Origin of the sequence: Paenibacillus sp. GYB004 (assembly GCF_036577605.1) — a bacterium.
Classification (GTDB): domain Bacteria; phylum Bacillota; class Bacilli; order Paenibacillales; family NBRC-103111; genus Paenibacillus_AB; species Paenibacillus_AB oceani.
Genome location: NZ_JARBDB010000047.1, coordinates 545154 through 565399 on the forward strand (window position 1 = coordinate 545154; position 20246 = coordinate 565399).

The window sequence follows — 20246 nt, forward strand, 5'->3', positions numbered from 1 at the left end:
AATATAAAAAATACTATGGAAATGTCCAATAATCTATAGAGAAGGAATGCCGGTTCCTCTGATTGGCAACGCTGTTTTGCTTTGCAGCCATGTATGCTATATTCTGTTTCGTAAACCATGAAGAAGTTGCTGGAGGAAGACGCCATTCGTTTTCGGAAAGGAAGGAGTGCGACGATGCGGCGCGAAGGCAAGAAGCGTTTTATAAGCCTGCAATACAAAATTTTGTTTTTTACGGTCATTCTGGTGCTGATTCCGCTGCTGGCGGTCGGCATTTTGTCTTATGTCAAGTCTTCGGAAATCATTCGTCAAAAGGTCAGCGTCTCCGATTTGAACACCGTGACGCAAATCGGGCAAAATATCGAGTTCATGTTCGAATATTTCCACGATACGTCGCTGTTCGTCATGCAATCGGGCGAGGTCAGGCAATTTCTGCGAATGAACACCCAGGCCGATCCGAGCGCATATAACGGGCAAAAGGTAATAACCGAGCAGTTGCTGACGAATTTGCCGAATATGAAGGCGTTCGTGCAGTCGATTCAGCTTCAAGGCATTAACGGCAGCCGGCTGAACGTGCGCGGAGCGGTTCGTCCGCTGCAGCCGGAGCAGATCGCCGGCATCTTGGGGCGCAAGGGGGAGCCGGTGTGGTATTTGAACGAAATCGTGCTTGGCAATGGAGCGAAAAAAAACGTCATTTCCTACGAACGGGCGATCAAGGATATTAACAATATTTCCGTCACGCTCGGCGTGCTGCAGATGAACATGGATCTGGACGCGGTCCGCTCGCTCTTCGAAAGCCGGCAAACGGGAGGGACGGACCACTTTTATTTATTGGACGAGCATGACGACGTAGTCGCTTCGACGGACGGGAACCGGATCTCCGGCTCGTTATCGGAGATGATCGGCGATCGGACGGGGATCGTGCAGCAACAAGGCTACACGGAGCTGACGATCGACCGTACGCCCTACCTGCTTACCTACGACACGATCGAACCGCTCGGCTGGCGCATCCTTCACGTTGTCCCCGCCCAAGCGCTGCTTAAGGAAAATCAAGTTATTCCGCAAATCATCGTCGTAACGGCGATTATCAGTTTTTTTGTGTGCGCCGGGATGGCGTATTTGTTCTCGCGCCGGATGATTTTGCCGATCCGCAAGCTTCGCCGGCTGATGAGTCAGGTAGACGGAGAAGATTTCAACGTTCGCATTACGGTGTCGGGCAATGATGAAATCGCGCAATTGGGGCAAAGCTTCAATAATATGCTGGAACGGCTCCGGGAAATGATCCGGGAAGTGTATACGGCCCAGCTCCATAAGAAAGAGGCTGAACTGAAAGCGTTCCAGGCGCAAATCAACCCGCACTTTTTGTATAACACGCTGGATACGATCTATTGGATGAGCCGGATGGAAAAAGCGTTCGAGACGTCGGAGCTCGTGCAGGCGTTGTCGAAATTGTTCCGCCTCAGCTTGAACAGCGGGAAAGAGCTGACGACCGTACGCGCGGAGGTCGAGCATCTGCGTCATTACGTTACTATCCAGCAGAAGCGGTATGAGGACAGCATCGATTTTCAGATCGAGGTGGAGGAAGAGGCGCTCGACTGTCAGACAGTCAAGCTGGTCATTCAGCCGTTCGTGGAAAACGCCATCGTTCACGGAATCGAGAAGAAGGGCGAGTCCGGCGTGATCCGCGTCGATATTAAACGCGAGGACGAGGGACTGGTTTATTACATCAGCGATACCGGCTATGGCGCCGATTTGGAGGAGGTTTACCGTTTGATGAGGGAATCCGGGGACGATAATAAAGGATTTGCCGTGAAAAATATAAACGACCGGATTCAGCTGCATTTCGGCAAAACGTACGGTGTCGAGTTCAGCAACGGCCGCGAAGGAACGATCGTGAAAGTGATTCAGCCTTGGACGAAGGAGGAGACGGACGATGGTCAAGCTGATGATCGTAGATGACGAGTCGATAATCCGCAAAGGAATTCGCACATCGATCGATTGGTGGAAATTGGACGTGGACATTGTCGGCGAGGCCCGCAACGGGAAGGAAGCGCTGGAATTGTGCGAGCAGTTGAAGCCGGATATCGTGGTTACGGACATTCGGATGCCGCATATGGACGGGCTTGAATTGGCCCGGCAGTTGAAGGATCGGGTCCCGCAGACGAAGATCGTCATCATAAGCGGCTACGATGATTTCGACTATGCCAGACAAGCGCTGAAAATCGGGGTTCATGAATATTTGATGAAACCGGTAGGAGCGGCTGAGCTGGAAGCTCTAATTACGAAAATTTCGGATGAAATTGCCCGGGAACGCAAAAAAATCGAAGAAGAGCAAAGCAATCTCGAGTTGATCCGCGAAAATTTTCCGTTTATTCAGCGCAAATGGGTAAACCGACTGTTAAAAGGCGCGAATACGGACGCCGCAGTTCTCTTCGAGCAAGCGGGTCAACTGAATATTTCGCTGGAGGGACCGGAGTATGCGGCTCTCGTCGTCGATGTCGACGACTTTCGTTTAATTACGGAGCATGATTCCGACCGGGATAAGGAATTGACTTTGTACGCGATTGCCAACATCACGGAGGAAGTGCTGTCATCGGTGTTCGCTTGCACAGTATGCCAAAGCGATTTCGACTACATCAACCTGTTCGTTAATGCCAATATGAAAAATAAACACCGCCTGATCGAATGCTGCGAGGAAATTCAGCGCTGCGTCGCCCGGTATATGAAGCTGTCCGTCACGATCGGAGCCGGCACTTATGTGCGCGAGCTGAAGGATCTTCACAAAAGCAGCGCTCAGGCGGTATTCGCCATGCAGAGCAAAGTGTACCGCGGGAAAGGGCAAATTATCGTTTACGGAGAGACGGAGACCGGGAATGAAAACGTGCGGAAGCTTCTGCCGCCCTCCGAGAACGATAAGGAATTGCTGCAAAACCTCAGCGTTATGGATAAAACGAAAATCGACGCGCTGCTCGACGAGCGTTTCCTTCAGTTTGCCCGCTCGCATGTTCCTTATGAACACATTAAAGCGTTATGCCTCAAATGGGTCATTTTGGCGATGGCGCACCTGGAGCAGATGGGCGTTAATCTGGGCGAGAGCAAGCTCGCGGCCTTGAACCCGTACGAGGAAATTGAGAAATACGAGACGACGGAAGATATCCGGCGATGGCTCGGCGATTTATTCGCCGCGTTTATCGAATCGATCGCCGCGTATAAAAATGTACGGTTCAAACATATCGTAACCGCCGCGATCAAATATATTCAGGAGCATTATGCGGAGGATATCCGGCTGGAGGATGTTTCGTCCCAAGTTTATGTGACGCCGAATTATTTCAGCCGCGTCTTCAAGGAGGAGACGGGGCAGCATTTTACGGAGTGGCTGAATACATATCGCGTAGACAAAGCAAAGGTGCTGCTGAAAGATGTCGGCGCGAAAATATATGAAGTGGCCGAGCGGGTTGGCTATAACGACTACAAATATTTCACCCATGTTTTCAAAAAATATACAGGTTTTACTCCAAAAGAGTATCGAAACCGGTTGTAAATCGCAACAGGACACATTTATGGATAATTTCATAGATATGTCTACTTTTTTGTCCGCTCAACTTTTATATACTCACCTTATCAGGCAAAAGTACCTACTACATGAACAAAGGGGAGTTGTACGGTGAAAAAAGCAAACAAAGGGTTAACTGCGACGCTGCTAGTTACAAGCTTGGCGTTGGTTGCTGCGGGCTGCAGCTCGAATAGCGGTTCGGAATCGGCGGACGGCGCGAAGGATAAGGCAAAAGCCAAAATCAAATTTATGCATATGTATGATAAAAATTCGGCGCAGCCGAGTCATCAGGCTGACTTGATCGAGCAGTTCAAGAAGGATCATCCCGATGTAACGTTCGATGAAGAAGTGCAATCCCATGACAGCTACGAAACGAAAATTAAAACATTGGCAGCGGCGAACGAGCTGCCGGATGTGTTCCTCGTCAAGCCGTCCATGGTCTCGACTTTCGTAGAGAACGGACTGCTTCGTCCGCTTAACGATCAATTGGATAAAAATTCGGCATGGAAGGACGGCTTCACCGAAGGCGTGCTCGACCCGTACTCGATCGACGGTAAAACGTACGGCGTCCAAATGACCGGCGGACCTACGCACGTCATCTATTACAACAAGGACTTGGTGGCCAAAGCCGGGTTCCCGGAATTCCCGAAAACGTGGAGCGAGTTCGAAACGCTGATCAAGGAATTGAAAAATCAGAACATCACCCCGATCGCCCTCGGCAATAAAGCGAAATGGGTCGTGAACTCCTCCTACATGAGCACGCTTGGAACCCGTTATACCGGAACCGAGTGGTTTAACAACCTGATTGAAGGCAAAAACGCGAAATTTACGGACCCCGAGTTCGTCCAAGCCTTGACCGCTCTGAAAGGTCTGGTGGATATGGGGGCGTTCAATAAGGATATGAACAGCATCGATAACAATCAGCAAAGAACGTTGTATTACAACGGCAACGCGGCCATGTTCATCGAAGGCTCCTGGGCGGCCAACGCGATCGAAACGGGCGGACCGAAAGAGATCGTAGAAAAGACGGAGCTTGCGGTATTCCCGGCGATCGAAGGAGCCAAGGGCGAGCAAAACACCGTATCCGGCGGAGGCGGCTGGGCTTATGCGGTCAATGCGAAGATCGATCCGGCGAAACTTGACGATATCCAAAAGCTGATCCAAAGCCTGACCGATTCCGAAGCTGCGAAACTCGTTCTGAAATACGGCGATATTCCTTCCAGCAAGGTGGACAATATCGAAAGCATCGAAATGCCTGCGCTTAGCAAAAAGCTGGTGAAACTCGTCGAAACGACCAAATATTCGCCTATTTACGACACTCGCTTGTCCCCGGGCTTGACGGAGTCGATGAATACGACGATGCAGGAGCTGATGATCGGCAAATATACGCCGCAGCAAGCGGCCGAAGCGATGCAGAAAGAGTACGAAAGCGAAATGAAGCAATGATTCCAAGTTGGAATACGCAATTCTGCCGGGCGTCAAGCCCGGCAGAATATGATGTTTCTAGCTTGAAGGAGGGAGCCTGATGAATGGTTCGACAGCCATCCGCCCGAAACGGATTACGTTCCTCATCTATTTGCTGCCGAGCGTAATCCTTTTTTCCTTCATGGTCCTTATTCCTGTCGTTTTAGCTGTGCGATACAGCTTCTTCAAATGGTCGGGCGGCCCCAAGATGGATTTTATCGGGCTGGATAATTACCGGAACCTGCTGGTGGACAGTAATTTCTGGCATGCGTTTCTGAACAATCTGCTGATCGTCGCATTCAGTGTGGTCGGTCAGATTGGCATCGCGTTTATCATCAGTATTTTCCTGATGTCGAAGCTGGCGAAGTGGAAAGGATTCCATCGTACGGTTATTTTCATTCCCGTAGTGCTGTCGTCCGTCGTCATCGGCTTTTTATGGGGAATGATCTATAACCAGGATGCCGGGATGCTGAACTGGCTGCTGCGAAGCGTCGGATTGGAGTCGTGGATCAAGCCGTGGCTGGACGACCCGGATATCGTCATGTACTCCGTTACAGTACCGATCGTGTGGCAGTATATCGGTTTTTACTTGATCATCTTTTTGGCGGCGATGCAAAGCATCAATAGCGAAGTGTACGAGATGGCCGAGTTGGACGGGGCGACGGGGTTCAAAAAAATGCTGCACATAACGCTTCCCCTGTTGAATCCGACGATCAAAATCGCGGTTATGCTCTGTATTGCCGGGAATATGAAAGCGTTCGACAGCATATTCGTCATGACGGGCGGCGGACCGGGCAGCAGCTCGACCGTTATGGCCCAGTATGCATACGATACGTCGTTTAAAGCGTACAAGCTTGGTTACGGAAGCGCGATTTCTGTAGGTATTATGATTTTGAGCGTCGCTTTGATCATGATCAGCCGTCTGATTGGAGGGAAAAACCGTGACTAAAACCATCGGCAAGATCGCGATTAACATCTTTTTGATCGCCATTTCGCTGTCGTGTATTTTCCCTTTGATATGGATGATCTACTCCTCGTTGAAGACGTCGCAAGAATTCAACATGAACATCATGTCTTTGCCTACCAGCCCGCAATTTCAAAACTATATCGATGCCTTTCGGATCGGCAGGATGGGCACTTATTTTTGGAACAGCGCGTTTGTTAGTGTGTTTACTGTAATTTTTACGATATTATTCGGTTTTTTTACCGCTTATATATTGGCACGATTCAAGTTCCCGTTTCGCAATACGATTTATTTCATGTTTTTGACGGGCATGCTGATTCCGATCCATGGCTTGCTGATTCCGATTTTCGTCGAATTTAAGGTCCTCGGCTTGCTGGATAAGCGGATCACGCTTATTTTTCCGTACGTAGCCTTTAATTTGTCGATGGCCGTGTTCCTGTTCGAAAACTTCATCAAGTCAGTGCCGCTCGATATCGAAGAGGCCGCTTGCATCGACGGAAGCAGCTCCACCAGCACCGTATTGCGCATCGTGATGCCGTTATGCATGCCGGTTATTTCGACCTCGGTCATCTTGTTTTTCCTCGGCGCCTGGAACGAGTTTCCGTTCGCTCTCGTCTTGCTTAAGAGTCCGGCTCTGCATACGCTGCCGATCGGGCTGACCAATTTCAACGGGCAGTATACGGCCAACTATACGCAGATGATGGCCGCTATGGTGATCGTGATTATGCCGGTGCTGCTCGTATATCTGGCATTCTCCAAAAAAGTGATGCAAGGGATGACGGCCGGAGCCGTCAAAGGATAAGGAGGAGGACTCGGGATGGAACAATTCAGGCTGCCGAAAATCGATTTGGGTTCGTTTGCCGTTCCGCCAAGCGTGAAGCGGGTGCTGCAGACAGCGGAGAGCAAGCTGGCGCATCGGCCGAAGCTGCTGGCGCTGTTCAATAATTGTTTTCCCAATACGCTCGAAACGACCACGAAGCGGATGGAGGACGGCACGACCTTTGTGATTACCGGCGATATTCCGGCCATGTGGCTGCGCGATTCGGTGGAGCAGGTGCGCCATTATGTGCCGCTGGCCAGGGAAGATGCGGAATTGCGGAGCATCATCGGCGGCTTGATCCGGCGCCAGATGTTTTATATTTTGAAGGACCCGTACGCCAATGCGTTTAATGAAGGGCCGAACGACTGGCATTGGGATGCGAATGACGAAACGGACATGTCGCCTTGGGTATGGGAGCGGAAATTCGAGCTCGATTCGATCTGTTTTTCGATGCAGCTTTCTTATCTGTACTGGCAGGAGACCGGGCATACCGACATCTTCGACGAGAATTTCAGCAAAGCGATGCGTACGGCGGTCGATCTCTGGAAGGTAGAGCAGCGTCATGGCGAGCTTTCATCATATACGTTCATGCGCCGGAATTGTCCGGCGATCGATACGCTTCGCAACGAAGGCAAGGGCATGCCGGTCAATTATACCGGGATGATCTGGTCCGGATTCCGCGCCAGCGACGATGCCTGCGACTTTCATTACAACATTCCTTCGAATATGTTCGTCGTCGCCGTATTGCGGCAAATGCAGGAGATTGCCCGCTATGTGTTCCGCGACGTTCGTTTTGCCGAGGAAATGGAGAAGCTGGAGGAAGAAATCGAGCACGGCATCCGGCTGTACGGGATTTACCATCACGCGAAGTATGGGCCGATTTATGCTTTCGAAACGGACGGCTTCGGCAATTATTGCCTGATGGACGATGCGGGCACGCCGTCGCTGATGTCGATTCCGTATATCGGCTATGCTTCCGCAGATGATCCGATTTACCGCAACACGCGGTCGTTCATTCTTAGCAAGGACAATCCGTATTATTTCGAAGGCCAAGCGGCCAAAGGCATCGGCAGCCCGCATACGCCTCCGGACTATGTGTGGCATTTGGCGCTATCCATGCAGGGGCTGACCGCTTCCGGCAATGCAGAAATGATGGAGATGATCGATCTGCTGGAAGCGACCGATGCGGATACCGGCTTTATGCACGAAGGGTTTCATGCCGACGATCCGGCGACCTTTACGCGACCTTGGTTTGCCTGGTCGAACAGCATGTTTGCGATGCTGGTGTATCGAGCGATGGAACGCGGATTGTTCGAGCGGGACTTGAAGTAGCGGTTAACGAAGGGTGACCGTGCTGCTTAGAGAGTCACGAATAGGTGGCCTTTCGAAGGCGCTGTCCCAAAAACGTTGACATGACATAGGAACGTCTCCATTTTCGAACGAAGGGACCTCAATTTCCACAGTAAAGTGGGGGTTGAGGTCTTTTTCTCCATGAGTACCGGTTGGAAGCGGGGCTCCAAAAATCGCCACATGATTATAGGGACACCCCCTTGTCGTTACATATACGTAAGTGGTAAAGTTTCAGCGCGTTGCTTCTCGTGACTGTGACCGCACTGCACGGGGTTTGCCTGCTTGCTATAAGCGGGAAGCGTAGCCGAATAGGAGCTTTTTGTATCCTTTATTTTGTCCAAAACTCGCTCCGAGAGGGTGAAATAAGAGCGGTTTGAGGTGGCTATAATCGGCGAAAAGGGCACAGACGCGATCTGTTGGTAGAAATAAGGGGTGCATACCGCCTCTATTTGGTTCGTTTTTGGGAAAAGGCCGAAAATAGAGGATGTCAAAGCCTCTTATTGGTTCAGAGCCCGTGCGCACACGTTCTGGAGAGGGCCCAAAGGAGTCGCTCCTTCGCAGGAGCGGCGAAGCTTGAATGTGACTCCGGCTGCCGTAACCTGATTCATTTACGCAAATGGGCTAGTTCGTCTTTGAGCAGTTGAATCATTTCTTGCTGACTGCGTACTAGATCCTCCATTTTCGTTAAAGTACGTTTATGAAAGCGCATAGCAGAAAATAAAAAGAAGACTAGCAGCGGGTATAAAAATAAAATAAAATAATCTAGCATAGTTGCCTCCATTTCCAAATAAAGGATTGTTTTATGTTTGATACTAGTGGAAGGCTTCTGTGAAGTCAATACGATGCGAGCTCAATAATAGGGAGAGGAGCTGTTCCCTAATCGATAAGATCCAGACACAAAACGAACCCTTATTCATACAAAGAGCGTTAATTGTACGCGAACCCTATGCAAGTATGATCGTAACCGGAACTAAAATCTGGGAAATTCGAGGATCGAATACGAAGATTCGAGGAACCGTTGGAATCATTGCAGCAGGTACTGGAACGGTCATCGGAAGGTGTGACTTGTTGATGTAAGGGGCCCTTTATCGCTGGAAGAATATAAGAATTCTTATAAACAACGAGGGTTATCCGCTCTTCACGACAGTTCCAGTCTCTCATATAACCAAACCTATGCCTGGGTAATCGAAAATGCCAGGACATTCGATGAACCGGTTCCTTATCCGCATCCGATTGGTGCTGTTATCTGGGTGAAGGTGTTTTTTCCGATTCGATCCGACAGAGGTAGTCCGGAAGAATCAATTTCCTAGGACGATATCTAATTGCAATGTCATAATATGGTACAATGAATACGATAAATTTCATTGAATGCTGGGGATTTCTTCCGCCCGATAATAAGAAAGGAATGGAGGAGAGTGAAGATGCCCTATATCAATCTGCAAATTACTAAGGGTGCCACCCGTGAGCAAAAAGCTCAAATCGTAATGGAATTTACGGAGACGCTTGTCAAGGTTCTTGGCAAAAAGCCGGAGCATACCCATATCGTGATCCAGGAAATGGATGAGGAGAACTGGGGGTTTGCTGGTGTTCTGACCGACGACTATCGGAAGAGTCACGGATAGCCGAATATAGGGTATCGGTACGGGTAGCAGGAAGGCAGACGGATCTAGGAGGAATCGCGTTGCAGCAGATCTTTAACGACTTGATCAAGCAGGACGTAAAGCCGTTCCTTTCCAAGCACGGCTTCGCCAAAAAAAGCTTGAATTTCTACAAGGCATCCGAAAGTCTTGTCTATATGTTCAACTTTCAAAAATCGGGCGGCAACTCAGCAGATAAAGTAATGTTTTATGTGAATTGCGGCATTTACTCGGCAGAGCTAGCGCGGATTCAATCGAAACAGTTTACAACGGCGCCCCATGAAGCGGAGTGTCATTTCAGAGCAAGACTTGGGGAACTAACGGAATCCGTTCCGGACCGATTTGCCGTCACTTCGGATACGAATATGAAGGAATTAACGAAAACGCTGCTGGATGGATTGGAAGAAGCTATTCATTTCTATGATACGATGACCGGCGCCAGATCCGTTGTCGATTATTATACTTCCGGCCCCTATTTGCATCTGGGCGAAGAGAGCTTTCATTTGTTGTTGCAATCCAAGGATAGTGCCGCGGCCAATCAGTATTTGAGAGCTTTGCAGCAGAAGCACGGAGCGGAAAATCGATGGAGAATCTTCGAAACGAAATACGAGGCGATCTTTAATCAATACGGAGTGGAATTTCATAGGTTGTAAGCTATGAAGCCGCTGGGGGAGCCGGTCGCAGCTAGGGAACGGGGAACGAAGCTGCCAAGTAAAACGACTTGAGAAATTCGACCCTCGCTTCGAGTGTCCACGTCAAGAAAAAAGCATCCTTGGGCGGCTGGCCGAAGGATGCTCTTTTTGTTTTCGTCATGTCACGGACCGATCCGTGGAAGGGAGTCCGGTTTGCCTGTTCGGCGTTACTCCGAGCAAACGGGAAAGGATCATTTTCAGCAAAGGCGACACGACTAAGAATATAAATAAAATGCGGAACAGCTGGTAGCCCGACACGACGAAAAGGTTGGCATTCACCTCATGCGCCATAATGCTCATCTGGTCCATTCCGCCGGGAGCCATGCTGAGCAGCGAGGTCGCCGCCGAGTGGGAAAGCAGCAGCATCAAAATATAGCTTAGTCCGACCGATCCGGAAACGAGCAGCAGATTGCTAAGCAAGGCAAGCGCGATCGTCTGGTTTTTGCGCTGGAGCTGCTGCGGCTTCAACATCAGCCCCACGTAACTGCCGATCCTTCGTTAATCGGCCATCCGGGAGAAAGCAGGAATACGGGCAATTGTCTTGAATACAATAGACAAAATTCATGAATATACGATAGCGGCATCCTTGCTCTTCCCGAATTTGCAACTATATACAAACCGGCCGGTGTCCAAGGAATGGAGGGTGCATGATTGAGACAACTACTCCTTACCCATTTCCCTTTTTTGTACAAAGTGCGCGTTGCCCAGCTGACGCTAAAGCGGCATCTGCTCAATACACTTTCTTTCACTAAATTTGCAAAACAAAGATCGGAAGAAGCGCTGCCGTATACGTGCAAAAAACATCAATCCCTGCTTCGCCGAAAATTGGGTTCCACCGATCCCGTGCTTCAGGAAAACAAAATTACAAATTTACGCCTTAGCCTTCGTTATATAGACGGGATTGTGATCCGTCCGGGGGAGACTTTCTCTTTCTGGAGAACTGTCGGAAAAACGACTGCCGCCAAAGGGTATATCGAAGGGCTCCTGCTGTCTAACGGAGATGTCAAAACCGGTATCGGAGGCGGCATATGCCAGCTTGCCAATCTTTTGTTCTGGCTGGCTCTTCATACCCCGCTTACGATCAGGGAGAGGCACCACCATAGCTTTGACCCGTTCCCGGACGATCAGCGCGCATTGCCGTTCGGCAGCGGGGCGAGCGTGTTTTACAATTATATCGATCTGCGGTTTCACAACCGGACCGATCAAGCGATCCAGTTCAAGGTTTGGCTGACAAACGACCATCTCAAAGGGTCTGTCCATATCGCGGAAGAATGGCCCTATTCTTATCATGTATTTGAAAAAAACCATGCTTTTTTGCGTGCGGGAGGCAAAAACTATCGGCAAAATGAGATTTGGCGAGACGTCATCGACAAAAAAACCGGGAATACGATTCAACAGGAACGACTGATCAGTAACTATTCCGAGGTCCGGTATGAGCTCCCGATGACAGATCTTCATTCCTGCGACTTGAGTACATAATCTTCAAAACATGGTGAGAACATTCGGAACATATCGAGATTTCTATAGGTAGCGATACGAATCATATAAAGAAAGGCGTGGAAAAAGTGAATCATAACGAGGAAGATCAGCAAAATCAGCAAAAAGGGTGCATCCCCCACCGGTTGCTTGGAATAAGAGGTACAAACCGTATGTGCGTACCATTATTGTTCGATGATTAGTTCAATCTTTCATCGTACATCAACTGGATTTGAATACCGAACGGGTCTTCGACAATACCGTATGCTTTGCTGAACACATTGCTGGATAAGGGAGCGATGATTCTCACTCTCTCATCTGTCGTCAAGCTTTTGTAAAAATGCTCAATTTCCTCTAAGTTCGCACTTTGAATGCATAAGGAGGTGTTGTTGCCAACCGTATATTTTTCTTTGGCATCCATGGTATCTTCCGCCATCATCACCTTTGTTTTTCCGATGGATAAGACGGAGTGGGTAATGTAATGTTTGTTTTCATCCGTAAGCTTCAGGGAGCTGTCGCGTTTTGCCATGTCTTCATAGGTAACCACTAATAGCTCCTCTGCTTGAAAATGCTTTTTGTAAAATTCGATAGCCTCTCTCGCCTTTCCGTTCATGGATAAGAATATTGCGACTTCCAGTGTTTCAATCATTGGACGGGTCTCCTTTTAGATCGAATGTGAGGTAACTTGCACTATACCTTGAGCTTATTATAGTATTTAAAGGTATCAAACAATGACACCTTTACTCAGGAGTAACGATGAAGAAACCAGAGCGATTAAATGACATGATCCGATACTTGAACGGTCGAGAATTTTTTAATTTGCAAGACCTGATGGATACATACAAGATTTCGAAAAGCACGGCATTACGCGATATCGGATCATTGGAACAATTGGGCATGCCCATTTTTGCGGAGCATGGCAGACACGGACGATACGGGATTTTGAAAAACCGGTTGTTATCGCCGATTACTTTTACGATGGATGAAGTGTACGCGCTGTACTTTGCCATGTTAACGCTGGAAGCGTATCAGTCTACCCCGTTTCATTTAAGCGTTACGCAGCTGAATGAAAAGTTTGAAAACTGCCTTTCCAAAAAGCAAATCGAGCAAATTCACAAAATGAAAAAAGTGCTGCAGTTTGAGATGTCCCCGCATCCGAATGTCAGTCGCTTTTTAGATAAAATCTTGAAAAGCATCCTTAACGGGAACGGCTGCAAGATTCAATATGCATCAAAAAATCAAGAAAAAAGCTATTCGGTTCAATTTTTCAAAATATCCGCCAAGTTTGGTCAATGGTATGCGGCTGGAATAGAGATCCCTACGAACCGGTACAAAGTGTTCCGATGTGATCGAATCGCCTACGTAGAGGAAGAAGGCGTGAAATCCCCATTCTCTGTGGATGAACTCGTCAGTCGTTCACTGGACATGTACCGTTCCATGAACAGTATTGACTTTGAGATAGAGATTGTAGAACAGGCCCAAGATATTTTTTATAAAGAGCATTATCCTTCTATGACCATCAATCCCGGTGCTCGAACGCTAATCAGGGGGTTCTATAATGAGGGTGAAGAGGCGTTTATAGCGGATTACTTTATGAAATACGGTAATTCCGTTATTGCAGTGAGGCCTGAATCTTTGAAACGATTGATTCAGGATCGGATAGAGAGTCTATTAAAATATTATCAAACGTTATAAAGCCGAATCCGCACTGATTTTAGATAACGGATTTTTATGGACGATAACACGAGCTCGCCGCGATCCTCCTCTATGAACGGGGAGGCTTTTTCTGGTGCATATTTTTCGTCGTGATTCATAAGAATTACATGATTTGTGGTTGATTAATAAATGTTTGACACAATATAACCGTTGATATATAAATAATTTGTAAAAGATATGAAATAATTTGAATATGTGATTCATAAAATTTATGAACCAGTAAAACGGAATAGAATTGCAGATAAATCAGGACGGTTCACTCGTCCGGGACGATCGGCAAGGAGGTGTAAGCGCGATGAGAAACAGACCGACAAACGAACAGTTTCTTCAGCAGCTTCGCGACATGGTCGATGGGCTGCGTGAAAGCATCAGGGGAGGAGCCTTTCCGGACGGCGAGTATCTGCCATCGGAGAAGGAGCTGGCTGCAAAGTTCGGCCTGAGCAACAACTCGGTACGCAAAGGGCTGGAGCAGCTCGTCGAGGAAGGGTGGATCGAGAAGGTTCCGCGTGTCGGCAACCGGGTCCGCGCAAATTCGGTCGAACGCCGGCCGGTCACGTTAACGCTGAACTGCAACCAGGCTTCATTTCGCAACCTGGAGCTCGCCGCGCTGCTGGACGATTTTCACCGGCGGCATCCGTGGATTACCGTAAAGACGAAAGCTTACGGCGGGACGCTTGAGGACGAACACGGGGACGGGGAAGCGGCCGACCTGATTATGCTCGACAACTATCAGTTCCAGCGCATCGCCGAGGAAGGGCGTGCCTTGTATTTTAAAGCGCTCCCTTCCAAAGAAGGCATATACCCGGCGCTATCGAAGCTGTTCGTGTTCGAGGAGGCTTGCCGAATGCAGCCGATTATCTTCTCGCCTATCGTACTTTGCTACAACAAGGCGCATTTCCGCGAATGCGGATTGGAGGAACCGGACGGCTCCTGGACTTGGGACGATCTGATGGGCTGCGCCGAACGGCTTTCCAACGGCAAAGGCAGATACGGATTCGGCGCCCATGTCCAGGATATGAACAGATGGCCGATTTTTTTGCTGCAAAGCGGCGAGCGGTTCGAGCGGGAAAACGGTCGGCTGAAAGACTTGCGCGGATCAAGGCTGCTGCAAAGCATGCGGATAGCCAAAAGCCTCATTCATAACCGGAAGGCGTCCCCGTTGTTTTTGTCGGAAAGCAACAACGATACGATAAAGCTGTTCATGGAAGGCAAGCTGTCGATGATCCTTAACAGTTATATGGGCTTAAACGTATGGAAGCAGTCCGATCTGGACTATGATCTATCGCCGGTCCCGTTTATCCATGAGCCTCGGACGTTGATGATATGTCTCGGGCTGGGCGTGAATGCGCGCAGCGGCCATATGAAGGAGGCGATGCTGCTCGCCGACTATCTGGGTTCATCCCGGGCCAGCCGCCTGATCGCGAGCCGCACGCTTAGCATACCCGCTCTGCGCCCTTTGCCCGCCTTGGCCGCGGATTCCAGCATCCGCCGGCCGGAACGGTACGGGTTATACCGGGACATTCTGTTCTCGTGCCGGACACATGGCGATTTGAACATCCCGCTCTCAGCTTTCCCGGCGATCTTCCAGCCGCTGAAAGAGTACTGGGCGGATATGATCGGCGAAGACGAGTTGTGCGAACGGATCGGCAGCGTGCTGGCCGATAACGAGGCGGAAACTGTTGTCGCGGACGGCGTAGATTAACCTGTTCGACATCCGGAGGCAACGGACGTCGCGTTGAAGGCCCGGCGGAAGCTGGCTCAGGAAAGGGAGGGGAAGAGGATGCGGTGCGGAGCGTGCGAGATTGTCATTACGCCACCTCTCGGCAGCGAAATACCGGGCCAGTTTGCGGACCGGAGAATATCGGAGGTGAAAGACGAGCTCTATGTGAAGGCGGTTGCAATTGAGTCCGGCGGCGAAACGCTGCTGCTCGTAGTTGTCGATGCTTTATTCGTTCTTGCGACGGAGACGGAGCGGATTCGCCAACGGATCCATACGTTTACGGAGGTTGCCCCGGAGCGGGTCATGGTATCCGCCACCCATACGCATACGGGGCCGCCGATCTGGCCCGGGCAGGACGAGGCGTATTTGGCGGAGCTGGTGCGCAAGTCGGCCGATGCGGCAATCCTTGCTTACCGGCGTCTCCGTCCGGCGCGGATCGGCTTCGGAGCCGGACGTGAAGCGGACATCGCGTTTAACCGCCGGTTCCGGATGAAGGACGGCACGGTGCAGACGAATCCGGGATACGGAAATCCGTTACTGCTAAAGCCGGAGGGGCCGGCCGACCCCGAAGTGCTGGTCGCGCGAATTGACGATGAGGAGGGACGGCCGCTTGCGGTCATCACCAACTTCGCCTGTCATCCGGATACGGTCGGCGGTACGGAGGCGTGCGGCGATTATCCGGGCAGTCTGAGCCGTTGTCTGAAGCTCGCGCTCGGCGCGCAGACGGTCAGTTTGTTTGTGCAGGGCGCATCAGGCAATGTGAACCACCGCGACTTTTTGCGGCCTTGCCCGGTCGCCGCCGATCACTATGACAAGATGGGGAAGATTTTGGCCGGTGAAGTGCTCCGCGTTCGCGAGAAAATAACGATGCCGGGAGACGGGCAGCCGCTGCCGCTTGGCGCCGCCCGAAGCCGGTTCCCGCTCGTATATCGTCAGGCGACGGAGGATGAAGCGGCAGAAGCGCGGCAGACGCTGCAATCGCCGGACGCCCGGCCGATCGAGCGGATTTTGGCAGAACGGCTGCTGCAAACGATGGAGAACCCGGTACGTGAAGCGGAGATGGAGATCCAGGCGTTTCGCATCGGCGAGCTGGCCGTGGCGGGCTTGCCGGGAGAGCTGTTCGCCGAGCTGGGTTTACGGCTTAAGGCGGGGGCACCCTATGCCGGGCTGATCGTCAACACGATTTGCAACGGCACGAATACGGGTTATGTAGGGACGCGCGAGGCCTATGCAAACGGGGGCTACGAGATGCGTCTGCGCAATTTCAGCCGCAACGCGCCCGGAACCGGCGAGCTGTTCGTGGACAAGGCGCTGGAGCTGCTTCGTCAGCTACGCCAGACAAGGGATTCTAACAATGAAACAAAGGGGTGTGACAAACATGACAACAGCCGGACATGAACCGGATTACGAGGTAATCGTCGTCGGCGGCGGAAGCGCCGGCATAGCGGCTGCGGCCGGGGCGGCGCGCAACGGGGCGCGAACGCTGTTAATCGACGCGGGACCGGCACTCGGCGGCGAACTGCTGAGCGGCATGACGATCGACGGCGCGATCAACGCGCGCGGCGAATGGATTGTCGGCGGCGTACTGGGCGAGCTGATCGATGAGCTGAAAAAACTGGATGGTTACGTCGGAGCGTTTAACGACTGGCGGTTGATCCGCTACCTATGTGTCGATCCGGTCGCGATGCAGATTGCGGTGATGAACGTGCTGCGCAAATATGGCGTCGATGTGCTGCTGCATACGACGGTAGAGGATGTCGTGATGGACGGGGAACGGATGACCGGCGTCGTAATCCGCAACAAGAGCGGCCGTTCCGTCCTGGGCGCCGGCGCGTTCGTCGATTGTTCGGGAGACGGGGATGTGTGCGCGATGGCGGGGGCGCCGTACGAGATCGGATCGCCGAGCGGCGAGCTGCAGCCGGTTTCGATGATCTTCCGGCTGGCCGGCGTGGAAACGGAGCCGCTGCTTGACTTCGTGCGCGAGCATCCCGAGCATGTGGCGGTCGGCGAAAGCGAGGAGATACGCGGCGGACGCACCGACCGGGAGCTGGTCGAGGAGTTGTACCGCCAAGGGCAGCCGACGGTGTTTTTCAAAGGCAACGGACCGCTGCTGGCGGAGGCGATCGAAAGCGGAGAGTTGTTCCCGACCGCGCTTATTATGATCCAGCCGACCTCGGTTCCGCGCAAGGAGGTATGCGTGAATGCGACGCGGGTCGCCCATCTCAATGCGCTGAATACGAAGCAGCTTAGCGGCACGATGGGCGAGCTGTTCGATCAGATCGGTATTTGTATCCGCTTTCTCAAAAACCGCGTGCCGGGGTTTGAGCAGGCGCACTTGTCGGGGATCGCGCCGCGCATCGGGATCCGGGAGACGAGACGGATCATCGGCGACTATGTGCTCACCGGGGAGGATGTCGGGCAGGGGCGAAAGTTTGCCGACGGCGTCGCCAAAGGCTGCCATCATATCGATATTCATCAGGAAGGCAGCAAGCAGGTGCGCATCCCGATCGCGAACGGCGGCTCCTACGACATCCCGTTCCGTTCGCTGCTGCCGCAGAAGCTGAGCAATGTGCTCGTCGCCGGTCGCTGCCTGTCGGCGGACCGGCAGGCGCAAGGCACGGCCCGCGTGATGGGCGGCTGTCTGGCGATGGGGCAAGCGGCGGGGACGGCGGCGGCTCTGTTTGGTTCCGAGCGCATAAGCAATATGCGTCATCTCGATGTGGGCGGTTTACGGGAACGATTGAAACAGCAAGGAGCGGTGCTGGAAGGCACCTGGTAAATGCCGGGACGGATGCAGTTATGTGTGTAGTTATGTACCAGCTTTACAGGTATCCGGCATATCGGCTTGTAGCCTCCGGGGAATGGGGGATTTTGTATAGGCGGCAAGCTCGAAGCGTGGCAACCTATATTTGGTGCCGGCCTTTACTTGGCGGGAGACGGCGGCGTTCGATACGTACAATCCGTCGGTCCAGTACAAGCAAGTTTTGTTCGAGACCGGGCCTTTGCCGGAAGGGGCGCACATCCTGCGCGTCGAAGCCGCATGGACACGCGCTCCCGCTTCGACCAGCTATTTGTCAGCTTGATGCATTGGAAAAGGAGGATTGACCGATGCGTTTTTTGATCGGGCAACTGATGCATGAGACGAATACGTTTTCAAATGTAACTACGACCGAGGACGCTTTTCGGCAGCGGGAATGGGCATACGGAGAAGCGTTCAGGGAGAACCACCGGGAGGTAAGCAGCTTTGTCGGCGGCATGCTGGACGAAGCCGCGCGGCTCGCAATCGAGGCGGTTCCCGTATTTGGCGCGGCGGCCGTGCCGTCCGGCATTATCGCCCGGGCCGCTTATGAGCGGATGAAGCGGGAACTGCTCCTGGGGATTGAAGCGGCGGGCGCCTGCGACGCCGTCTGTCTCGCGCTGCACGGCGCGGGTGTGGCCGAAGGCGTGGACGATATCGAAGGGGATCTGCTCCGGGCCGTTCGCGAACGGATCGGCAGCGAGGTTCCGCTTGTCGTGACGCTCGATCTTCATGCGAATCTGACCCCGCTTATGGTGGAGCACGCCGACCTGCTGATCGGCAACCGCGAATATCCGCATATCGATTCGTACGAAAGGGGTCAGGAAGCTGTCGGGCTGGCAAGACAGGTGGCGGCGGGGGAGCTGCGTCCCGTCATGCATCTGGCGAAGCCGCCGCTGCTTATTCCGACAATCGGGACGGATTTCGAGCCGATCCGTTCGATTAATGCGGATTGCCGGGAAGCGGAACTGTCGTCTGTGAACGTGCTAAACTGTACATTTTACCACGGCTTTCCTTATGCAGATGTGGACGAGGCGGGCGTCGCGGTTCTGGTGATCGCGAACGGCGACCGGTCGCTGGCCGAAAGGACGGCCGAGACGTTGGCTTCACGAGTGATCGGGTATAAGCCACAATTTTACCCCAAGCCTCCTTCACCGGAAGAAGGCATCGAACTGGCGCTTCGCTCGGAGGCAAGGCCGATTGTGCTGAACGAAACTTCGGACAATCCGGGTGCGGGAACGCCGGGTGACGGCACGTATCTGCTGCGCGCGATGCTGGGGCGGAAGCTTCCGGAAGCGTGCTTTGCCTTCATCTATGATCCGCAGACGGCGGAGCAGGCCCATGCAGCGGGGGTAGGCGCGACCATCGACATCCGGCTAGGCGGGAAAACCGATGAGCTGCACGGCGCGCCGCTCGAACTGCGGGCCTATGTCAAAGCATTGACGGACGGACGATTCGTCACGACTTCGCCGATGGGGAGAGGGGCGAGGTCCGATCTTGGAAAATCCGTCCGGTTTCAGGCGGAAGGACTCGATTTCATCGTATGCTCGGTGCGGAACCAGGTGTTCGACGAGCAAATCTTTTTGCTGCACGGGATAGACATACGGACGAAGAAAATCGTCGGGCTAAAATCAAGCCACCATTTCCGCGCTGCGTTCGAGCCGCTTTGCGAGCGGATCATCACCGTCGATAGCCCGGGGTTGTCGATGTTCGATTTCACCGGATTTCGTTACGAGCGCGTAAAACGTCCGATTTTTCCGCTGGACCGGGATGTGGAATGATATAAGGAACAAGGCTGCCGATGCGGATCGGCAGCCTTGTCTTTTTTTTTGACTTATTGACATTTATCCAATAAATCGTTGCGCTTTTTTTATTGTTTCCCCTTTTTGCGCCAGCAATATTGATGAAGATAATGATAATCATTTACATTTAAAAAGGAGCCATTCCTGTAATGAAGTAATTTGAGCTTTGAACGAAGAAAGCGCCTCTAGTATACTGGGAAACGTTCCGGCAAGAACAATCCCACTATGAAAAGAGGCACTCACTCATGAAGCATAAGT

General features: G+C 51.9%; 18 protein-coding genes. 16 read left to right on the forward strand and 2 right to left on the reverse strand.

The features are described from left to right. Positions 1-174 precede the first annotated feature (174 nt). The 9 genes from PV433_RS20900 to PV433_RS20935 all read left to right on the forward strand — a co-directional run bounded on the left by PV433_RS20900 (position 175) and on the right by PV433_RS20935 (position 10438). Positions 175-1956: a sensor histidine kinase gene (locus PV433_RS20900; protein ID WP_332073993.1), complete on the forward strand. Its 1782-nt coding sequence runs from the start codon at positions 175-177 to the stop codon at positions 1954-1956. Further along, positions 1931-3538, forward strand: a complete 1608-nt coding sequence (locus tag PV433_RS20905; RefSeq protein ID WP_332073994.1) for a response regulator transcription factor — start codon at positions 1931-1933, stop codon at positions 3536-3538. Before PV433_RS20900 ends, PV433_RS20905 begins: the two co-directional genes overlap by 26 nt. 123 nt (positions 3539-3661) lie before the next feature. Beyond that, complete coding sequence (locus PV433_RS20910; RefSeq protein ID WP_332073995.1) at positions 3662-4996, forward strand: extracellular solute-binding protein; 1335 nt, start codon at positions 3662-3664, stop codon at positions 4994-4996. 79 nt (positions 4997-5075) lie between these two features. After that, complete coding sequence (locus PV433_RS20915; protein ID WP_332073996.1) at positions 5076-5963, forward strand: carbohydrate ABC transporter permease; 888 nt, start codon at positions 5076-5078, stop codon at positions 5961-5963. Continuing rightward, entirely contained in the window at positions 5956-6780 is an 825-nt protein-coding gene (locus PV433_RS20920; RefSeq protein ID WP_332073997.1) for a carbohydrate ABC transporter permease, read from the forward strand. Before PV433_RS20915 ends, PV433_RS20920 begins: the two co-directional genes overlap by 8 nt. 15 nt (positions 6781-6795) lie before the next feature. Continuing rightward, positions 6796-8130: a glycoside hydrolase family 125 protein gene (locus tag PV433_RS20925; RefSeq protein WP_332073998.1), complete on the forward strand. Its 1335-nt coding sequence runs from the start codon at positions 6796-6798 to the stop codon at positions 8128-8130. A gap of 846 nt (positions 8131-8976) precedes the next feature. Then, entirely contained in the window at positions 8977-9225 is a 249-nt protein-coding gene (locus PV433_RS34185; protein ID WP_442951553.1) for an ASCH domain-containing protein, read from the forward strand. 344 nt (positions 9226-9569) lie between these two features. After that, positions 9570-9770, forward strand: coding sequence for a tautomerase family protein (locus PV433_RS20930; protein ID WP_332073999.1), 201 nt, complete (start codon positions 9570-9572; stop codon positions 9768-9770). A 59-nt stretch (positions 9771-9829) separates the two neighbouring features. After that, complete coding sequence (locus tag PV433_RS20935; RefSeq protein ID WP_332074000.1) at positions 9830-10438, forward strand: DUF4304 domain-containing protein; 609 nt, start codon at positions 9830-9832, stop codon at positions 10436-10438. Between the two features lie 156 nt (positions 10439-10594). Here the strand turns inward: PV433_RS20935 and PV433_RS20940 are convergent, their stop codons facing one another. Continuing rightward, on the reverse strand, positions 10595-10957 hold the full coding sequence (locus PV433_RS20940) for an AbrB family transcriptional regulator (protein ID WP_332074001.1): 363 nt from the start codon (positions 10955-10957) through the stop codon (positions 10595-10597). Positions 10958-11128: 171 nt separating this feature from the next. Between PV433_RS20940 and PV433_RS20945 the strand changes: the two genes are divergently transcribed. Then, positions 11129-11956, forward strand: coding sequence for a VanW family protein (locus PV433_RS20945; protein WP_332074002.1), 828 nt, complete (start codon positions 11129-11131; stop codon positions 11954-11956). Positions 11957-12152: 196 nt separating this feature from the next. On the opposite strand, the gene PV433_RS20950 is transcribed toward PV433_RS20945, so the two are convergent. Next, the gene (locus PV433_RS20950; RefSeq protein ID WP_332074003.1) at positions 12153-12602 is read right to left on the reverse strand and encodes a VOC family protein; all 450 of its coding nucleotides are present in this window, start codon (positions 12600-12602) and stop codon (positions 12153-12155) included. A gap of 107 nt (positions 12603-12709) precedes the next feature. Here PV433_RS20950 and PV433_RS20955 point away from each other — a divergent pair, with 107 nt between their 5' ends. From PV433_RS20955 to PV433_RS20980, 6 genes are all read left to right on the forward strand, one after another. Then, the gene (locus tag PV433_RS20955; protein WP_332074004.1) at positions 12710-13648 is read left to right on the forward strand and encodes a helix-turn-helix transcriptional regulator; all 939 of its coding nucleotides are present in this window, start codon (positions 12710-12712) and stop codon (positions 13646-13648) included. A 316-nt stretch (positions 13649-13964) separates the two neighbouring features. Beyond that, complete coding sequence (locus PV433_RS20960) at positions 13965-15371, forward strand: extracellular solute-binding protein (RefSeq protein WP_332074005.1); 1407 nt, start codon at positions 13965-13967, stop codon at positions 15369-15371. Between the two features lie 78 nt (positions 15372-15449). Further along, positions 15450-16787, forward strand: coding sequence for a hypothetical protein (locus PV433_RS20965; RefSeq protein WP_332074006.1), 1338 nt, complete (start codon positions 15450-15452; stop codon positions 16785-16787). After that, positions 16768-18168, forward strand: coding sequence for an FAD-dependent oxidoreductase (locus PV433_RS20970; RefSeq protein WP_332074007.1), 1401 nt, complete (start codon positions 16768-16770; stop codon positions 18166-18168). Before PV433_RS20965 ends, PV433_RS20970 begins: the two co-directional genes overlap by 20 nt. Positions 18169-18298: 130 nt before the next feature. Then, positions 18299-18472, forward strand: coding sequence for a hypothetical protein (locus PV433_RS20975; RefSeq protein WP_332074008.1), 174 nt, complete (start codon positions 18299-18301; stop codon positions 18470-18472). A gap of 25 nt (positions 18473-18497) precedes the next feature. Further along, positions 18498-19967, forward strand: coding sequence for a M81 family metallopeptidase (locus PV433_RS20980; protein ID WP_332074009.1), 1470 nt, complete (start codon positions 18498-18500; stop codon positions 19965-19967). The last annotated feature ends 279 nt before the right edge of the window (positions 19968-20246 follow it).

Bases quoted from the DNA above. Each gene is read 5' to 3' on its own strand.
- PV433_RS20955 (WP_332074004.1), top strand. From the start codon at position 12,710: ATGAAGAAACCAGAGCGATTAAATGACATGATCCGATACTTGAACGGT.
- PV433_RS20965 (WP_332074006.1), top strand. From the start codon at position 15,450: ATGCGGTGCGGAGCGTGCGAGATTGTCATTACGCCACCTCTCGGCAGC.
- PV433_RS20925 (WP_332073998.1), top strand. From the start codon at position 6,796: ATGGAACAATTCAGGCTGCCGAAAATCGATTTGGGTTCGTTTGCCGTT.
- PV433_RS20915 (WP_332073996.1), top strand. From the start codon at position 5,076: ATGAATGGTTCGACAGCCATCCGCCCGAAACGGATTACGTTCCTCATC.
- PV433_RS20980 (WP_332074009.1), top strand. From the start codon at position 18,498: ATGCGTTTTTTGATCGGGCAACTGATGCATGAGACGAATACGTTTTCA.
- PV433_RS20960 (WP_332074005.1), top strand. From the start codon at position 13,965: ATGAGAAACAGACCGACAAACGAACAGTTTCTTCAGCAGCTTCGCGAC.
- PV433_RS20900 (WP_332073993.1), top strand. From the start codon at position 175: ATGCGGCGCGAAGGCAAGAAGCGTTTTATAAGCCTGCAATACAAAATT.
- PV433_RS20950 (WP_332074003.1), bottom strand. From the start codon at position 12,602: ATGATTGAAACACTGGAAGTCGCAATATTCTTATCCATGAACGGAAAG.
- PV433_RS20905 (WP_332073994.1), top strand. From the start codon at position 1,931: ATGGTCAAGCTGATGATCGTAGATGACGAGTCGATAATCCGCAAAGGA.
- PV433_RS20930 (WP_332073999.1), top strand. From the start codon at position 9,570: ATGCCCTATATCAATCTGCAAATTACTAAGGGTGCCACCCGTGAGCAA.
- PV433_RS20970 (WP_332074007.1), top strand. From the start codon at position 16,768: ATGACAACAGCCGGACATGAACCGGATTACGAGGTAATCGTCGTCGGC.